The organism is Acidovorax sp. IB03 (assembly GCF_016406015.1).
Classification (GTDB): domain Bacteria; phylum Pseudomonadota; class Gammaproteobacteria; order Burkholderiales; family Burkholderiaceae_C; genus Acidovorax; species Acidovorax temperans.
The window spans coordinates 1-14,783 of the sequence record NZ_JAEFCH010000011.1; the positions used below are offsets into that span (position 1 = coordinate 1).

General features: G+C 52.0%; 18 protein-coding genes. 2 read left to right on the top strand and 16 right to left on the bottom strand.

Going from position 1 to position 14,783, the window contains the following annotated elements:
- Window positions 1-195 precede the first annotated feature (195 nt).
- The 7 genes from IHV84_RS08400 to IHV84_RS08430 all read right to left on the bottom strand — a co-directional run bounded on the left by IHV84_RS08400 (window position 196) and on the right by IHV84_RS08430 (window position 6,649).
- Window positions 196-1,305 carry a chemotaxis response regulator protein-glutamate methylesterase gene (locus tag IHV84_RS08400; RefSeq protein WP_066696542.1) on the bottom strand — a complete coding sequence of 370 codons (1,110 nt, stop codon included), beginning with the start codon at window positions 1,303-1,305 and terminating at the stop codon, window positions 196-198.
- 15 nt (window positions 1,306-1,320) lie between these two features.
- Window positions 1,321-2,064, bottom strand: coding sequence for a chemoreceptor glutamine deamidase CheD (cheD, locus tag IHV84_RS08405; RefSeq protein ID WP_198846530.1), 744 nt, complete (start codon window positions 2,062-2,064; stop codon window positions 1,321-1,323).
- 33 nt (window positions 2,065-2,097) lie between these two features.
- Window positions 2,098-2,946: a CheR family methyltransferase gene (locus IHV84_RS08410; protein WP_142084074.1), complete on the bottom strand. Its 849-nt coding sequence runs from the start codon at window positions 2,944-2,946 to the stop codon at window positions 2,098-2,100.
- Between the two features lie 158 nt (window positions 2,947-3,104).
- Window positions 3,105-3,593, bottom strand: coding sequence for a chemotaxis protein CheW (locus IHV84_RS08415; RefSeq protein WP_066696544.1), 489 nt, complete (start codon window positions 3,591-3,593; stop codon window positions 3,105-3,107).
- A gap of 38 nt (window positions 3,594-3,631) precedes the next feature.
- Entirely contained in the window at window positions 3,632-5,752 is a 2,121-nt protein-coding gene (locus IHV84_RS08420; RefSeq protein ID WP_198846531.1) for a chemotaxis protein CheW, read from the bottom strand.
- Window positions 5,753-5,790: 38 nt separating this feature from the next.
- Window positions 5,791-6,153 carry a response regulator gene (locus tag IHV84_RS08425; protein WP_198846532.1) on the bottom strand — a complete coding sequence of 121 codons (363 nt, stop codon included), beginning with the start codon at window positions 6,151-6,153 and terminating at the stop codon, window positions 5,791-5,793.
- Window positions 6,154-6,202: 49 nt separating this feature from the next.
- The gene (locus IHV84_RS08430; protein WP_044402273.1) at window positions 6,203-6,649 is read right to left on the bottom strand and encodes a hypothetical protein; all 447 of its coding nucleotides are present in this window, start codon (window positions 6,647-6,649) and stop codon (window positions 6,203-6,205) included.
- 181 nt (window positions 6,650-6,830) lie between these two features.
- Between IHV84_RS08430 and IHV84_RS08435 the strand changes: the two genes are divergently transcribed.
- Entirely contained in the window at window positions 6,831-7,937 is a 1,107-nt protein-coding gene (locus IHV84_RS08435; RefSeq protein ID WP_198846533.1) for an ATP-binding protein, read from the top strand.
- Between the two features lies 1 nt (window position 7,938).
- Entirely contained in the window at window positions 7,939-8,568 is a 630-nt protein-coding gene (locus IHV84_RS08440) for a response regulator transcription factor (RefSeq protein ID WP_198846534.1), read from the top strand.
- A gap of 60 nt (window positions 8,569-8,628) precedes the next feature.
- On the opposite strand, the gene fliR is transcribed toward IHV84_RS08440, so the two are convergent.
- From fliR to fliJ, 9 genes are all read right to left on the bottom strand, one after another.
- Window positions 8,629-9,399 (bottom strand): flagellar biosynthetic protein FliR, encoded by a 771-nt coding sequence (fliR, locus tag IHV84_RS08445; RefSeq protein ID WP_198846535.1) that lies wholly within the window; start codon window positions 9,397-9,399, stop codon window positions 8,629-8,631.
- A gap of 18 nt (window positions 9,400-9,417) precedes the next feature.
- Window positions 9,418-9,687 carry a flagellar biosynthesis protein FliQ gene (fliQ, locus tag IHV84_RS08450; RefSeq protein WP_198846536.1) on the bottom strand — a complete coding sequence of 90 codons (270 nt, stop codon included), beginning with the start codon at window positions 9,685-9,687 and terminating at the stop codon, window positions 9,418-9,420.
- Window positions 9,688-9,702: 15 nt separating this feature from the next.
- Entirely contained in the window at window positions 9,703-10,494 is a 792-nt protein-coding gene (fliP, locus tag IHV84_RS08455; protein WP_233099907.1) for a flagellar type III secretion system pore protein FliP, read from the bottom strand.
- Window positions 10,487-10,828 (bottom strand): flagellar biosynthetic protein FliO, encoded by a 342-nt coding sequence (locus tag IHV84_RS08460; RefSeq protein WP_082758813.1) that lies wholly within the window; start codon window positions 10,826-10,828, stop codon window positions 10,487-10,489. Before IHV84_RS08460 ends, fliP begins: the two co-directional genes overlap by 8 nt.
- A 7-nt stretch (window positions 10,829-10,835) precedes the next feature.
- The gene (gene fliN, locus IHV84_RS08465; protein ID WP_066696581.1) at window positions 10,836-11,282 is read right to left on the bottom strand and encodes a flagellar motor switch protein FliN; all 447 of its coding nucleotides are present in this window, start codon (window positions 11,280-11,282) and stop codon (window positions 10,836-10,838) included.
- Complete coding sequence (gene fliM, locus IHV84_RS08470; RefSeq protein ID WP_044402257.1) at window positions 11,272-12,276, bottom strand: flagellar motor switch protein FliM; 1,005 nt, start codon at window positions 12,274-12,276, stop codon at window positions 11,272-11,274. The genes fliN and fliM overlap by 11 nt, the downstream gene beginning before the upstream one ends.
- An 18-nt stretch (window positions 12,277-12,294) precedes the next feature.
- Complete coding sequence (fliL, locus tag IHV84_RS08475) at window positions 12,295-12,876, bottom strand: flagellar basal body-associated protein FliL (RefSeq protein ID WP_240485387.1); 582 nt, start codon at window positions 12,874-12,876, stop codon at window positions 12,295-12,297.
- A 181-nt stretch (window positions 12,877-13,057) separates the two neighbouring features.
- Window positions 13,058-14,239, bottom strand: a complete 1,182-nt coding sequence (locus tag IHV84_RS20375) for a flagellar hook-length control protein FliK (protein WP_233099908.1) — start codon at window positions 14,237-14,239, stop codon at window positions 13,058-13,060.
- 70 nt (window positions 14,240-14,309) lie between these two features.
- Window positions 14,310-14,774, bottom strand: a complete 465-nt coding sequence (gene fliJ, locus IHV84_RS08485; RefSeq protein WP_066782565.1) for a flagellar export protein FliJ — start codon at window positions 14,772-14,774, stop codon at window positions 14,310-14,312.
- Between the last annotated feature and the right edge of the window lie 9 nt (window positions 14,775-14,783).

The following is a 14,783-nucleotide window of genomic DNA, read 5'->3' on the forward strand; positions in this document are numbered from 1 at the left end:
CGCACCTAGAAACATGCCCTCTGTGCAGCGAAGCCTTCGATCATAGCAGAGATTTTGAGAGGAATGCAAACATCAGATGCATTTTGCGAATGCGGAATTGGCAACAGAAGAAGCGCCAGACGAACTATCGCGCAAAAGTACTAGATAGAGCCACCCACATCAACAACCCTCACAGCCAACTGACGAGGCAGCAATTCAAATACGATGCAGCACCCGGTCTGGTGAGCCACGCAGCCGAGCGAGCAGCGCACCCGCAATTTGACTCAAGGGTAAGACTTCGTCAGCCGCGCCATGTGCAATCGCCTCTCTGGGCATGCCGAAGACGATGCAACTGGCTTCGTCTTGTACATAGTTATAGCTACCAGCGTCCTTCATTTCACGCATGGCCGCTGCGCCGTCATTGCCCATACCGGTCAGCATGATGCCAAATGCGTTTCGCCCCACCACCGCTGCAGCGGACTTAAAGAGTACCTCAACAGAAGGCTTGTGCCTATTGACTGCAGGGCCGTCGTCCACCACGGCAACATAGTTCGCGCCACTGCGAGCAACATGAAATTGCTTTCCCCCGGGAGCAATATAGGCATGACCTGGGAGGATTCGTTCTCCATTTACCGCTTCTTTGACCGTAATCTGACACAGACCATTGAGCCTGGCGGCGAAGCTCGTCGTGAACCCTGGAGGCATATGCTGGGTGATAACAATGGCGGGCGAGTCAGCTGGCATCTGAACCAAGACTTCTTTGATTGCCTCAGTACCTCCGGTAGACGCACCGATACAAATCAGTTTCTCGGTTGAAAGGCGCCCGAGCAAGCCTCCGGGAGATGCAGATGTAACGGAGGCACCCACGGGATGCAACGGAGCAACAGCAACCGGGATATCTCGAACAGCGCCCCTGCGCACATGAGCCACGGCGGCAATACGAATTTTGTCTACGATCTGCTCCGCAAGATCGTTCAACCCACTTGCCAAACCCACCCTAGGCTTTGCCACGAAATCAATCGCCCCCAGTTCGAGCGCCTTCATAGTGACCTCGGCTCCACGCTCGGTGAGAGTCGAAATCATGACAACTGGCATAGGGCGCAGACGCATCAGACGGCCCAAAAAATCAATGCCATCCATCCGCGGCATCTCAACATCCAGCGTGATGACGTCTGGATTGAGCTCCCGAATCATTTCTCTGGCAATCAAGGGATCATTCGCTGTCCCTATGCACTCCATGTCCCTTTGGCGATTGATGATTTCGGCGAGCAAACTACGCACCAAGGCAGAGTCATCGACCACTACCACCCGAATTTTTTTACTCATCGAACCAACCCTCAATCAAAACAAATCCACCGATCCACCAGAATTACTTTTCGCGACGAGTACAGCATTACCCCGCACTTCTTGTGCAACATCTGGGTGCGCATGGGCCAGTCGCTTGACCATTGCTTTTCCTGTGACTGGAAAAAACACAACCTTCCGCGGATAAATATCCAGCACATCCTCTGACACGATGGGGATTCTCTCAGTATGAAGATAATTGAGCACAAAATTTGTGTTTCTTTCACCCACATTCATCGTGGTGAAATTATGCATAACTTGCGCACCACCAAATATCTTTGCCTGCATTGTTTCACGCCGAGCTCCAAGCTTCAGCATTTCGTTAATTAAAACCTCCATCGCATAAGAGCCATATCGCCCTGAGGCATCTGCCATATCACCATCGGGCAACATGAAGTGATTCATACCTCCGACACGGGATCGACTATCCCACAGACATGCCGCGATACAAGAACCCAAAACAGTCATAATAACCAAGTTCTCAGCTGACACGAAGTATTCACCAGGTAATACTTTTACCGTGTTATGCTGAAAATGGTGATCAAGATAAAAAAATGAAGCCTCTCCAGGGCGCCTTGGACGAGCTTTCAATTCCTCTAGAGAAGAATTTTTCACACTCATCACAGAGGAGGAATACACATCAGAACTAAGGGGTGCTATTCTGGGTGCACGACGCCGCTCTAGACCTGCCCCAGCACCACTAGAAGCAGAAGAGGATGTGCTTAATCGATTATTGGTCATGGGACAGTTTGAGAGTAGTCTCACCAAACAGAGTCAGCGCCGCTCGTAAACCGTTTTTCCGCGCAGGACAAACAGGTCTTTAGACTCGCTAAAATTTTCCGCATGTCCCACAAATAGAAGCCCTCCAGGCTTAAGGACTCGATGAATTTTTTCCAACACTCTTCTCTGAGTTGCGGCATCGAAATAAATCATTACATTTCGACAAAAAACCACATCGAAGGGCTCCTTGAATGGCCAGTCGTCTCGAATTAAATTGACACTCATAAAGTCAATTAAACGCCTTAATTCAGGCTTAACTCGCACCATCCCTGCATTAGAAGCCTTACCTTTCAAGAAAAACCTCTGTAGTCTTTCCTGGCTCATCCCCTTCATACTATCTATTCTGTAAACACCATTTCCGGCTGTAGCTAGGACTTTGGAGTCAATATCACTAGCTATCAGTTTGAAAGGGGGATTGTTCCCTAAAGCCTCACATGCAGTCATCACTATTGAATAGGGCTCCTCACCCGTAGAAGCGGCATTGCACCATACCTTCCAGGAAGTTCCCGACGGCTTGCTACGCAGGTGAGACGCGAATATTTCGAAGTGATGCTGCTCGCGGAAAAAAGCAGTCAGATTGGTTGTCAATGCATTGACAAACTCTTGCCACTCAGGTCCGTCATTAGATTCAAGCCAACTGAGATAGTCGCTGAAGCTGTCGTGACCTGTTTCCCGGAGTCTGCGGGAGAGTCGGCTGTACACCATGGCGTGCTTACCATCATGTAAGCTGATTCCAGCACGCTTGTAAATAAGGCCTTGAACTCTTGCGAAATCTGCGTTTGTCCAAACAAACTCTCTACCTTGCGCAAGAGGCCCCGTAGGTGCGATTACGTTCGCATCCATCTCTGAGCGATGCGAAGAAGAGCGGTTAATTTTTATGGAATGAGTGGCTTGGGACATGAGTTCATCCAAATAGAAAATCTACCAATGCTCAAATTCAAAGAATCTGTGGCCAACCTATTGACTCATGCATCCTATGCCACGCAGCAGAAGCTTATGGTTCACTCATCATTTGCGGCCAAACCCATATCCGCGTTCGACATTAATTTTTCGATATCAAGCAGGATCAGCATTCTCTCCCCAACAGATCCCAATCCAAGAATACATCCATTATCAATTGCACTCTCAACATCAGGGGCAGATCGAATATTTTCAGCGGACAACTCCATCACATCACTGACAGAGTCAACTACGATTCCAACAACACGGTCACGCAAATTTAAAATTATTACAACCGTAAAACTATTGTAATCCGCCTGAGCACAATTAAATTTAAGCCGCATATCCACGATAGGAACGATAGTTCCGCGCAAATTCACGACACCCTTTATAAAAGCAGGTGCGTTTGCAATACGGGTTGGCTGCTCATACCCTCGTATTTCTTGCACCTTGAGTATGTCAATGCCATACTCCTCCTGATCCAATCTAAAGGTCAGATATTCGCGAGCACCAACATGCACGTTTTCAGAAATTTTAGCAACGAGACTCATAAATACTCCTCAGGACCAGATATTTCAATCAAATCCCCTCAATGCCTAGCACGGCGAACTAGCCCACCAATATCCAAGATCAACGCAACAGTGCCATCACCCAATATTGTTGCACCCGAGACATTCGGAACTTTGCGGTAATTCGATTCCAAGTTTTTAACAACCACTTGGTGCTGCCCCAATAACTCATCCACCAGCAGAGCAACACGGCTTCCATCCGCCTCAACAACCACCATAATGTTGCTAGTTTTATTCAAATCGAATCTAGGGACTTGGAATATCTTCTCCAAAGCTATCACAGGCATGTATTCGTCACGAACTTTCACAAGCTGCGATCCTTGAGCAACCGTACTAACGTCATCCGGATTCACTTGGAATGACTCCACCACGGACGAAAGTGGCAGTATGTAGACTTCCTCTCCCACTCCGACTGACATACCATCCATGATTGCAAGGGTCAGTGGCAGGCGCACCGAGACCTTCATCCCATAACCTTCCGCCGAATCAATCTCCACCGATCCATTCAATGCAGCAATATTTCGTTTAACCACATCCATTCCGACACCACGGCCAGATACGTCAGTGACTTCATCTGCCGTCGAAAATCCAGGAGCGAAAATGAGCTGCCACACTTCAGAGTCAGGCATCTGCTCGGATACATCCATTCCCCTCTCCAAGGCCTTCTTGAGTATCTTTTCGCGTGACAGTCCTTTGCCATCATCACGTACGTCAATCACAATAGAGCCCCCTTGATGGGAAGCAGACAGCGTGATAGTTCCGTGCTCAGATTTCCCCTTTGCCAAGCGTTCTGCAGGTAGCTCAATCCCGTGGTCACAGCTATTGCGGACCAAATGGGTAAGAGGGTCAGTAATCTTTTCAACCAGTCCTTTATCCAACTCAGTCGCCTCACCAAGAGTGACAAGCTCTACCTTCTTGCCTAGCTTGTTTGCCAAGTCCCGTAACATACGAGGAAAACGGCTGAAGACTATCGACATAGGAATCATCCGGATGGACATCACGGATTCTTGCAAATCTCGAGTGTTTCGATCCAAATCCGCCAGTCCCGCCAGTAACTGCTGGTACGCACCAGCATCCAAACCACGGCTATTTTGAGCCAACATCGCTTGGGTAATCACCAATTCACCGACCAAATTAATGAGCTGATCCACTTTATTCACTGCAACGCGAATAGTGGTGGACTCCATCTGGGCTTGTGTGGAAACCTTAGGTTCAACCGCCTTCGTCACTACAGCAGTTTTTACTTGTGGAACGCCTTCCGCAGAGGGCGCACGTGGAGGCAGCGGAGCGGGGGCTCCGGGCGCGTCGCTGAAGAAGCCATAAGCCACTTCCGAAGCACCATCAATTGGAGACGCTCCAACTTTCGCTGCGTCAACGAAGCGGACTTGGTCCTTGGACACATGGAATGCGAACAAATCCAGCAAATCATCAGTAGAAGAGGTTGTTTCTACTGCAAATACGCGCATACCGGGGATCGAAGCGGGTATGTCTTGGATCGTGCCCAAGCCCGCGATATCACGGAACAGATCCTTGATAGCGTCTGCTTGCTCTGTGCGATCTAGTGGACCCACATGAATTTCCAGCTGCCGCAACTGGCCAGGCACGTGAGGGGCCAACGCGGGTGCTGCAGCTACTGAAACAGGAGACGGCTCAGGGTTCACGGGTACTGGCGCATCCTGTGCGCGCACTGGAGCAACCTCCATATCGGTTGGTAGAAGTCCTGCAGCCAGATCACTGATTCGCTTCACCAAAGCAGTCGTAGAAACTGCCTCTCCCTGGCCTCCTGCTTGATGGCGGGCAAGCAAGCTCCGTGATGCATCTGCGGACTCAAGCAAAACATCAACCATTTCTGGAATAGGTTGCAACTCGTGCCGACGCAGTTTGTCCAACAAGGATTCCATCTGATGGGTTAGCTCCGCTACATCAGAAAACCCAAAGGTCGCAGCACCGCCCTTGATGGAATGAGCACAGCGGAAAATTCCGTTGAGTTCCTCATCGTTAGCATTACTGAAATCTAAATTCAGGAGCATTTGCTCCATCTGATCAAGATTTTCACCCGCCTCTTCGAAGAAGATTTGGTAAAACTGACTCAGATCAAAATCAGCGCCTGATCCAGATCCTTCTTGGTAATTTTCTGCCATAGTTGGCTCCTAATTGGTAGCTGTGATTTGAAGCCGTGTTAACGGATTACCTTCTGAATAACCTCAATTAACCTATTGGGGTCAAAAGGCTTCACCAGCCACCCAGTCGCACCAGCAGAACGCCCCGCCTGCCTCATCTGATCGCTGGACTCAGTCGTCAAGATCAAAATCGGGATAGTTTTGAATTTGGGGTGTTCGCGCAGTTTGCGCGTAAGCCCAATCCCATCCAAGCGAGGCATGTTCTGATCTGCCAAAACCAAATGGATGTCATGGGTTTCCGCCTTTTCAAGGGCATCTTGCCCGTCCACCGCCTCCACCACGTGATAACCCGCACCAGTTAAGGTGAAGGACACCATTTTTCGCATGGATGGTGAATCATCAACGGCAAGTATTGATTGCATGTAAGGCTCCAACTGACTTGAATATTTAGATTAGCCAATCACGTAACGATCAAAATAAATCGACGGAACCAGCATCCATTTCGCTTTGAGTTACAGGGTTGGGTCTATCAGGGGCCATTTCAGCGAACGGGGCAGCCTCCTCACCCTCTTCATGTCCCATGGCCTCCGAAGCCAACCGAAAGGCACAGCCCTGCAGCACTTTGGTGGTGTGCCAGATCAACTGAGATGCCATGTCCTGAAACTGCAATTCTGTGACCGCACTACGCAGCGCATTTCTTGCAGCAAGCAGCTCCGGCGAATCAGCAACAAAAGAATCTGTCAAAACAGCATTGGCCTCGCCAAATCTTTCGAGCAAGTTGTCTGTTGCATGACTAAGCAATCCCTCCAATCGGTGCAGATCGTGCATCACCACCAGCAAAGAGTCTTGCAGTTCGGCAGCCACCATGACAGGGACTTGAACCCCTGGTCCATCAGGCGTTGTTAGCGTAGATTGCATCGTCTCTCCATCGCAAAAATCAGCAGCAAAGCACTCGTACCATCACAGAAGCCTGCGTTGATTTGAGATTTACACAGAGTAAACCCAATTACCCGCGAACCATTGGACGCTCGCCCACTAACCCTCTCAACCGGACAAACACCCTTGTTTGTTCCAAAATGTATCCTATGATACCCCTCCTATGGTCAAGATAGCGTCAGAGCAACGCCTTCGCGTACTACACCTCGAAGACTCGCCCGCCGACCAAGGTTTGGTGCGCCGCATCATGGTCAAGTCGTATCCATTGGCGGAGGTACGCCATGTTGATTCGCTGGAGGCGTTCCTTGATTGGCTACATCAAACTCACATCGACATCATCCTAGCGGACTACCGGCTCAACGGATTTACAGCGCTTGATGCATGGCAACATGTTGTGCAATTGCCTAATCCTCCCGTGTTTGTGCTGCTTTCAGGGGCGATAGGGGAAGCTGCTGCGGTGGACGCCATGCGGCTGGGGATTTCAGATTACCTCTTGAAAGATGACATAGCTCGCCTCCCCCACGTCGCGGCGAGAGCACTGGAAGTTCATCATGCCAAGAAAGAGCGTGCATTGGCGGTTACTCGCCTCGCAGAGTCGGAAGCACAACTGGCTGCACTGACAGAACATCTCCAAACCTCCATTGAGCAAGAGCGCGCTTGCATTGCAAGGGAAATCCACGACGACATAGGCGGAGCCCTGACAGCTGTCAAATTTGACATCGCGTGGATTGGTAGACATGCTGATACGCCAGAGATGAAAGAGCATGCCTTGGCTGCGTCTGAAATGCTGCAACACGCTATCGGAGCCAGCCAACGTATCATGATGAACTTGCGCCCGCCCATCCTTGAGCAAGGCCTGGTCGCGGCGGTTCGCTGGCTAGCCAGCGGTTTTGAACGAAGAACCGGCGCATCAACAACGGTGCGCGTGGCAAACGAACAAATGCAAGTAACTTCCGACGTGCAACTGGTGGCTTATCGCACGACCCAGGAAGCTCTCACGAACGCCGCAAAATACGCAAGTCCCAGTAAAGTGGTGATTGACCTGTCAGATCGCGAAGGCGTTTTGACATTGGAAATTGCAGACGATGGTTGCGGCATGTCCCCCGAAATGCGCATGAAGCCCAAAGCTTTCGGGTTGAAAGGTCTGCAAGAGAGAGCCCGCACGGTGGGAGGCTGGCTAGACATCAGCAGTCAGCCTGGAAAAGGGACATGCATAACGCTGACAGTTCCAATCACAGCCACTGCGGCTCATTCAACAGAAGAGTTCTAAAGTGATTCACGTCGTTCTCTGTGATGACCACGCTGTCTTGCGTCGGGGTATTCGCGATACATTGATGGAAGCACACGACATTACTGTGACAGGCGAAGCGGGCAGTTATCCTGAGTTGCGGGAGGTTCTGCGCACATCACTCTGCGACGTTTTGCTCTTGGACCTGAATATGCCAGGGCGCAGCGGGCTCGAGGTTTTGGCAAGTCTGAAGGAAACCAATTCCGAGATCAAAGTTCTGATAGTTTCTATGTACCCGGAAGATCAGTATGCACTGCGCTGCCTCAAGGCTGGAGCGCAAGGCTACGCTAACAAAGCGGGTGATCCCATGGAACTCATTGCAGCGGTACGAACGGTGGTGCAGGGACGAAAGTACCTCACAGCAGAAGTAGCCCAAATGCTCGCTGAAAGCGTGGCGCAACCCACACTTGAAACACCACATTCAGCACTATCCGAACGTGAGCTGCAAACTCTTATCAAAATTGCTTCAGGCCGCCGTCTCTCTGACATCGCGGAGGAGCTTATGTTGAGCCCCAAAACAGTGAGCGTCTACCGCGCCAGAGTTTTGGAGAAACTGCAACTCACCAACAATGCTGAGTTGACGGTTTATGCCATACGCAATCAGCTGGTCTGACCCGCCACTGGATCGAAGACAAACACCTTGGTAACAAGGCCCAGATAGTGCTGTCGATTACTACCGTTGGGCTGCAAAAATATCCATGGCCTGCTGCATCAGCGTAAGCATGGGCTGCTCCAGCATGGGCAGGGTGGCGGTGATGCCCAGCATGCCCACGGTCAGCGTCACAGGGAACCCCACCGCATAAATGTTCATTTGCGGCGCTACTCGCGAAATAACGCCCAAGGTAAGGTTTACGAACAGCAGTAGCGCAATCATAGGCAGCGCAATCCATAAAGCACTGGAGAACAGCGAAGCGCCCAGCTCATACAAGCGCATCTGATTTAAAGCTGCCAAAAAATTCCCATTCACGGGAAATCGCTCAAAACTCTTCACTACCGCCAGAACTACCAACAAGTGGCCGTTGATCGCAATGAACAACAACATTGCAATATTTCCAAAAAAACGGGCTACTGCACTGACTTGGGCATTGCTGGTGGGATCGAAAAATGATGCGAAATTGAGCCCCATCTGGAGGCCAATGATTTCCCCAGCCAACTCTACAGACGAGAACACCAGTCGCACGGCGAAGCCGATCGCCAACCCCACGACCACCTGCTGCACTACGACTCCGATGGCATCACGTCCGTTGACATCGACAATCGGCTGTCCAGGCAGAATCCCTTGCGCGCACACTGCAACCAGAAAAGCCAGGCCGACCTTCGCCCGCGTGGGTATCACGCGCATGGAGAAAATAGGAGCTACGGTAAAAACAGCCAGAACGCGTAAAAAAGGCCAAAGCACAGGAGACAGCCACGCCATCAACTGTACCTCGTTGAAAGTAATCACGACCCTGAAATCCTTGTGCTAACCAATCACAGAAGGAATCGATTCAATCGTTCTGCGCAAGTAATCCACCAAGGTGCTAATCATCCACGGCCCGGCGATGGCAAAGACCACCATAGCGGCGATCAGCTTGGGCACAAACGCCAGCGTTGCCTCATGAATTTGTGTGACCGCTTGAAAGATGCTGACGAGCAAACCAACCGCCATCACGACTCCTAACACAGGCATGGAGATCATGAGCAGCAAGGTCAAGGCATCTCGCCCGAGGGTCAAAACCATTTGGGATGTCATGCCAGAACCTCTCAATCAAGTAACGAAACTGGCTGCCAAAGAGCCCAAAAGCAGGTTCCATCCGTCAGCCAAAACAAAAAGCATCAGCTTGAATGGGAGTGCGACCAACACCGGTGACAGCATCATCATGCCTAGTGACATCAAAATGCTGGACACCACCATATCAATCACCAAAAACGGGATGAAGATCATGAATCCAATCTGGAACGCTGACTTCAACTCACTCGTTACAAACGCAGGTACTAAAACGCGCAAGGGTGCCGTTTCTGCTGTCACCTCTGGATTGAGACGAGCCAGCCGAGAGAAAAGTGCGAAGTCTGATTGGCGTGTTTGCTTCAACATGAATTCACGCATGGGTGCTTCGGCTTTTTGCAAAGCCTGCTCAAAACCCAGAGTGTTGTTCGTATAAGGTAAATAGGCTTCTTGATAGACACGATCTAGCGTTGGCCCCATCACAAACATCGTCAAGAAAAGCGATAGACCAATAATCACCTGATTTGGTGGAGCTGACTGGGTACCGATAGCCTGCCTCAACAATGACAAGACAATCACGATACGGGTAAAACCCGTCATCAACAGAAGTACCGCAGGCAAAAAAGACAGTGCCGTGAAAAATAGCAATGTCTGAATAGGCACAGAGTAGCTATTACCACCTGAGCCCGTTCCTATTAACACGGGTAAGGCTCCTGCTGCCGTCTGTGCTGCGGCCACGGAGCTGAACAACACTCCGACCGTCAGGACGACGACTCCGGCCCCAGCCGGCAGCAAGGCTTTAAGCCAACAACGACCGAGGGACAGATTAGCCATCTGACTCTTTCGGCATCGATGCGCGAGCCATCTCTTGTGCGAAAGATGCGGGCTGCTGCTCCGGTGAGGCAGGCACCGGAGTAGAAAATAAGCAGTTGATATGTTGAGAGGTCACACCTAAGACCAGTAAGGTGCGAGAGTGCTCAGGCCCAACCTCCAGCGTCACAACTCGCTGCTGAGGTCCCACCGCTACGGTAGAGACGATTTTGGATGCAGTGATCGCTCCCCCAGCAATACCTCGTGATGCTTGACGCTGCTGAGCCCAGCGCACTACCCATGGCAAACAAGCCATTCCGGCAATGAACAAAACCACCACGCCCAGTGTTTGCGCCATATTTGGGCTATCCACGGCTAGCTCGCCTCAGCCGCTCTGAAGGGGTCACCACATCGGTGAGACGAATACCAAACTTGTCATTCACCACCACGACTTCACCCTGGGCAATCAAGTACCCGTTGACCAGCACATCCATGGGCTCACCGGCGAGAGCGTCCAGCTCCACAACGGATCCCTGTGCGAGCTGCAAGATGTACTTGATGGGGACTTTGGTACGTCCCAACTCCACAGAGAGCTGAACAGGAATGTCCAACACCATATTGATGTCGTTGACCGGGGCATCGTTGCTGCTGGAGAAAGGACGCACGGGTTCACCAGACAACGGTCCGCCCTGCTCAGCATCTCCCGGTGCGTTGTCGCGCTTTTGTTCCTCAAGCGCTTCGGCCCACCCCGCAAACGGATCGTCTGCGGCGTCGGCGGCATTGTTGTCATTGTTGTTTTCTTCAGTTGACATCTTTTTCTCCAAGCCAGCTCATATCCGCATTGCGCAGGCATTCTTCGATGCGAATTGCATATTTCGAGTTGTGCGTCCCATACTGACATTCAAAAATAGGAACACCGCCAATCGATGCCTTGATGCGAGGCTCACGATCCAACTCAATGAAATCTCCGGGCTTCATTGCCAACAATTGCTCCACAGTGGCATCTGCCTTGGCCAACTCTGCCACCAGCACCACTTCGGCAGCTTGGATTTCCCGGGTTAGCACTCGAACCCAACGGCGATCCACTTCGATGGAGTCACCTTGGGTAGATGAATAAAGCACATCCCGGATCGGCTCCAGCGTTGCGTACGGCATGCAAACGTGGATGGCGCCTGAAAGATCACCAATTTCCAATTGAAAAGCCGTCGAGACGACAATCTCACTGGGCGTGGCGATATTGGCAAACTGCGGCTGCATTTCAGACCGCTGGTACTCCAATTCCAATGGATAAATACCATGCCACGCCTTTTTGTATTCGACGCAAATGACATCAACCAAGCGGTTGATCACACGTTGTTCCGTGGGCGAAAAATCACGGCCCTCAATACGAGTCTGAAACTTTCCCACTCCACCGTATAGCGTGTCGATGATCCCAAAAACGAGCGAGGGCTCACAGACGATCAAACCGCTACCGCGCAAAGGCCTGATAGCAACAATATTGAAGTTTGTGGGAACCGCTAGCTCACGCAGGAACGCGCTGTAGCGCTGCACAGCCACCGTTCCGACGGAAATTTCAGGGCTCCTGCGGATGAAGTTGAAAAGCCCAATACGAAAATTACGCGCAAAGCGTTCGTTCACGATTTCCATCGTGGGCATGCGCCCACGAACGATACGTTCTTGACTGGAAATGTCGTAATTTCGAACAGAGCCAGCCTCTGCAACTTCTTCTACGGATTTCTGGCTTTCACCAGTGACACCTTCAAGAAGGGCGTCAACTTCCTCTTGCGACAGAAATGAATCACTCATACATGACTCCTAGGCGTGTCACTGAATGATGAAGTTTGAAAAGAGAACACGTTTCACAGGATTTTTTTCCGCCCGGATACGGGCAGCGCGATCCTCCGCTTCTTCATCCTCGGAGTCCCCAGGAGTACGCTTCTTGGGAATGGGCACATTGAACCCCAACGGTTTGGACACTTCGCGATGAATGTCACGTGCGAGCTTTTCCTTACCCTCTCGTTGAAGCAGCTCCTCAGAAGTGCGTTGGGATACCAGCATCAAGATGCCGCTGCGAATAGAGGGCATGTATTGCTTGACCAAATCCGCAGTTTTGGCATCAGCCACTTCCAGGGTGATACCAATCTGCGCAAACCGTTCTCCCCCTGGGTCGGCCAGATTAACCACCATATTCTCGATGGGAAGAAACGTCGGGGGCGTTTTAGCACTCTCTTTGGCCGCAACAGGCTCCTCAACCTCTTCGTCCTTCGGGTGAGAGCGGCTAGACAATAACCAGGCGGCAGCGCCACCTGCCACCACAAGCAAGGCAACCACCACAATGATGATGATCATCATCTTCTTGCTTTTGGGTTTCTCCTTGGCCGGAGCGGCTGGGGCGTTGGCAGACACGGGTCGATTCCTTGCTGTGTGGGGTGAGCCAACCATGCATGTTGAGACGATGGCAGGCTACTCACTTAAATTGTCGGATGATCAGGCGACCGATAATAGCCAGAATAAAAGCCCAAACACATGGCTGTACAACACCTCATCTGCCCATGACTCGCCGGTCTGGATGAGCTACAGGAAGCCATCACACAAAGACATCAATCGCACCGCGCCCAGTTTGGATGTGATTGGCTCGCACCGAAATACCTTCAGCAGCAACCACCGTGGTCTGCCCCGCCTTTGGGGTACGTCCCTGAGACGGCTCACCACTGGAGCGTCCATCACGAGCAGACGTTCCCACGCTTGCACCTGACAGTACCAAACCTTGCCCGCGCAACATCTCACTCAATTGCGCCATGCTGGCGTCCAGCAGTTGCCTTGTTTGCTCCTGGTCGCTGCGGAACGCTACCTGGGCCTCGTTGCCCGAGAGCGTGACGGAGACTTCTACAGGCTGCCCATCCCTGGAAACCGTCATTTCTGCGCTCTGCACCTTCTGGTTCACCCAGTATGCGACTTGCTCTGCTAGCGCATCCTCTGCAGCGAAGGGAGCCATCGCGTCAAAGGAAGCTGCCTCCCCGGCAGGTAACGGAACCTCTATTTGAGCCCCATCCTGAGCGCCTTCATTACCAGCGCCGGTACTACCCAAATCCGACAGCCGCGCGGGTTCGCTCCCACGTTCAGGTACCAGAGGAAGAACCTGCCCGTTCAGGACGGAAGTGTCCTCTCCTTCCATCAATCCCAAGAAAGTGGGAGAACTACCAGCTGCGTGCACTCCAACAGCAGAAAGCCCTCCCGCCTCTCGCAGTGAAGCCGCCGATGAAGTAGCCAAGGCAACAGACAAGCCATCTGTAGCACTTGCGAGAGTTTTGGCAAAGTCACTTGACAACCCTTTGGTCATCAGCATGCTTGCACCTGCACTCAAAGGCTCACCTCGCTGCGCCAACGCCGCAGTTGCACGAGTGCCGACGGGCCTCCCCAGGCTAAGAGCAGATGCAGCGAGGTCCCCGTCCTTGACATCGCCAAGCCTGTCCAGCGCAGTGGTTTGAGCAACCAAACCGCCATCTGGAAGATCCATATTCCAAGAAAGCCCTGCACCCCCACCTTCTGTAGACAGTGACCGAGCGCCCAAAAGGCTACTTGCCGCTACTCCTTGCATTTGCATAAGCATCCCAGGGTCTGTTCCCTGAATAGCCACTAAGCCAGCGTCCTCCGGCTGGAGATCCAAGCGTTCATCAGCTTCTGGGCTTTGCTCCAGTGCAGCCATCAGCGCCAAAAAACCCCCTTGTCCGGCGGCCTCTTGAGCCGCTTCGTCGGAAGGTTTGGCCATCGTCTTCCCACGCACTGGCGCGCTCCCCCCTTGTGGTGAGTGAGAGCTTCCAACTCGAGACTGTTCCATTTCAACCCTCCTGACCCGAAAGTCCAATCGCATTACTGTGGTACTTGATCGCCGCGCGCTCGTCCGTTTGCTTCTGGTCACGCCGCGCTTGCTGCAGTTCGATCTCTTTGCGACGCGCTGCCAACACTTTTCGCAGGCTCGCCAGCCGCAATTCGGCGGCCAGCACTTGGCGTGAAGCGGCCTCGATGCGCTGCATATGGTCTGCCACCACACCAGACTGCAATCCAGCTGCGTGCCCAAGTCGCCCCATGAATTGGTGATGGTGATACATCACCTCCGGCTTAAAGCTCGCGCCCTCTTTCGCACCCCAACGCTCTTGTATTTCTTCTGCATAGCCTTCCAACTGAGACAGCTGTCCCTGCGCGGCCTGACACGCAGCTTGTGCGTTTTGGAGAACTTGGCGCACCTCATCGCGCTTGCGCTCCGCAACACTCACAGCAACCATCAACGCTTTCAGCACAGACATCGCGTATCT

Excerpts from the sequence above, each read along its gene's own strand:
- IHV84_RS08430 (WP_044402273.1), bottom strand. The coding sequence starts at position 6,649 with ATGCAATCTACGCTAACAACGCCTGATGGACCAGGGGTTCAAGTCCCT.
- IHV84_RS08415 (WP_066696544.1), bottom strand. The coding sequence starts at position 3,593 with ATGAGTCTCGTTGCTAAAATTTCTGAAAACGTGCATGTTGGTGCTCGC.
- IHV84_RS08435 (WP_198846533.1), top strand. The coding sequence starts at position 6,831 with ATGGTCAAGATAGCGTCAGAGCAACGCCTTCGCGTACTACACCTCGAA.
- IHV84_RS08425 (WP_198846532.1), bottom strand. The coding sequence starts at position 6,153 with ATGCAATCAATACTTGCCGTTGATGATTCACCATCCATGCGAAAAATG.
- IHV84_RS20375 (WP_233099908.1), bottom strand. The coding sequence starts at position 14,239 with ATGGCCAAACCTTCCGACGAAGCGGCTCAAGAGGCCGCCGGACAAGGG.
- fliQ (WP_198846536.1), bottom strand. The coding sequence starts at position 9,687 with ATGACATCCCAAATGGTTTTGACCCTCGGGCGAGATGCCTTGACCTTG.
- fliM (WP_044402257.1), bottom strand. The coding sequence starts at position 12,276 with ATGAGTGATTCATTTCTGTCGCAAGAGGAAGTTGACGCCCTTCTTGAA.
- fliP (WP_233099907.1), bottom strand. The coding sequence starts at position 10,494 with ATGGCTAATCTGTCCCTCGGTCGTTGTTGGCTTAAAGCCTTGCTGCCG.
- fliN (WP_066696581.1), bottom strand. The coding sequence starts at position 11,282 with ATGTCAACTGAAGAAAACAACAATGACAACAATGCCGCCGACGCCGCA.
- IHV84_RS08420 (WP_198846531.1), bottom strand. The coding sequence starts at position 5,752 with ATGGCAGAAAATTACCAAGAAGGATCTGGATCAGGCGCTGATTTTGAT.
- IHV84_RS08460 (WP_082758813.1), bottom strand. The coding sequence starts at position 10,828 with ATGGCGCAAACACTGGGCGTGGTGGTTTTGTTCATTGCCGGAATGGCT.
- fliJ (WP_066782565.1), bottom strand. The coding sequence starts at position 14,774 with ATGTCTGTGCTGAAAGCGTTGATGGTTGCTGTGAGTGTTGCGGAGCGC.
- IHV84_RS08410 (WP_142084074.1), bottom strand. The coding sequence starts at position 2,946 with ATGGATGCGAACGTAATCGCACCTACGGGGCCTCTTGCGCAAGGTAGA.
- cheD (WP_198846530.1), bottom strand. The coding sequence starts at position 2,064 with ATGACCAATAATCGATTAAGCACATCCTCTTCTGCTTCTAGTGGTGCT.
- IHV84_RS08400 (WP_066696542.1), bottom strand. The coding sequence starts at position 1,305 with ATGAGTAAAAAAATTCGGGTGGTAGTGGTCGATGACTCTGCCTTGGTG.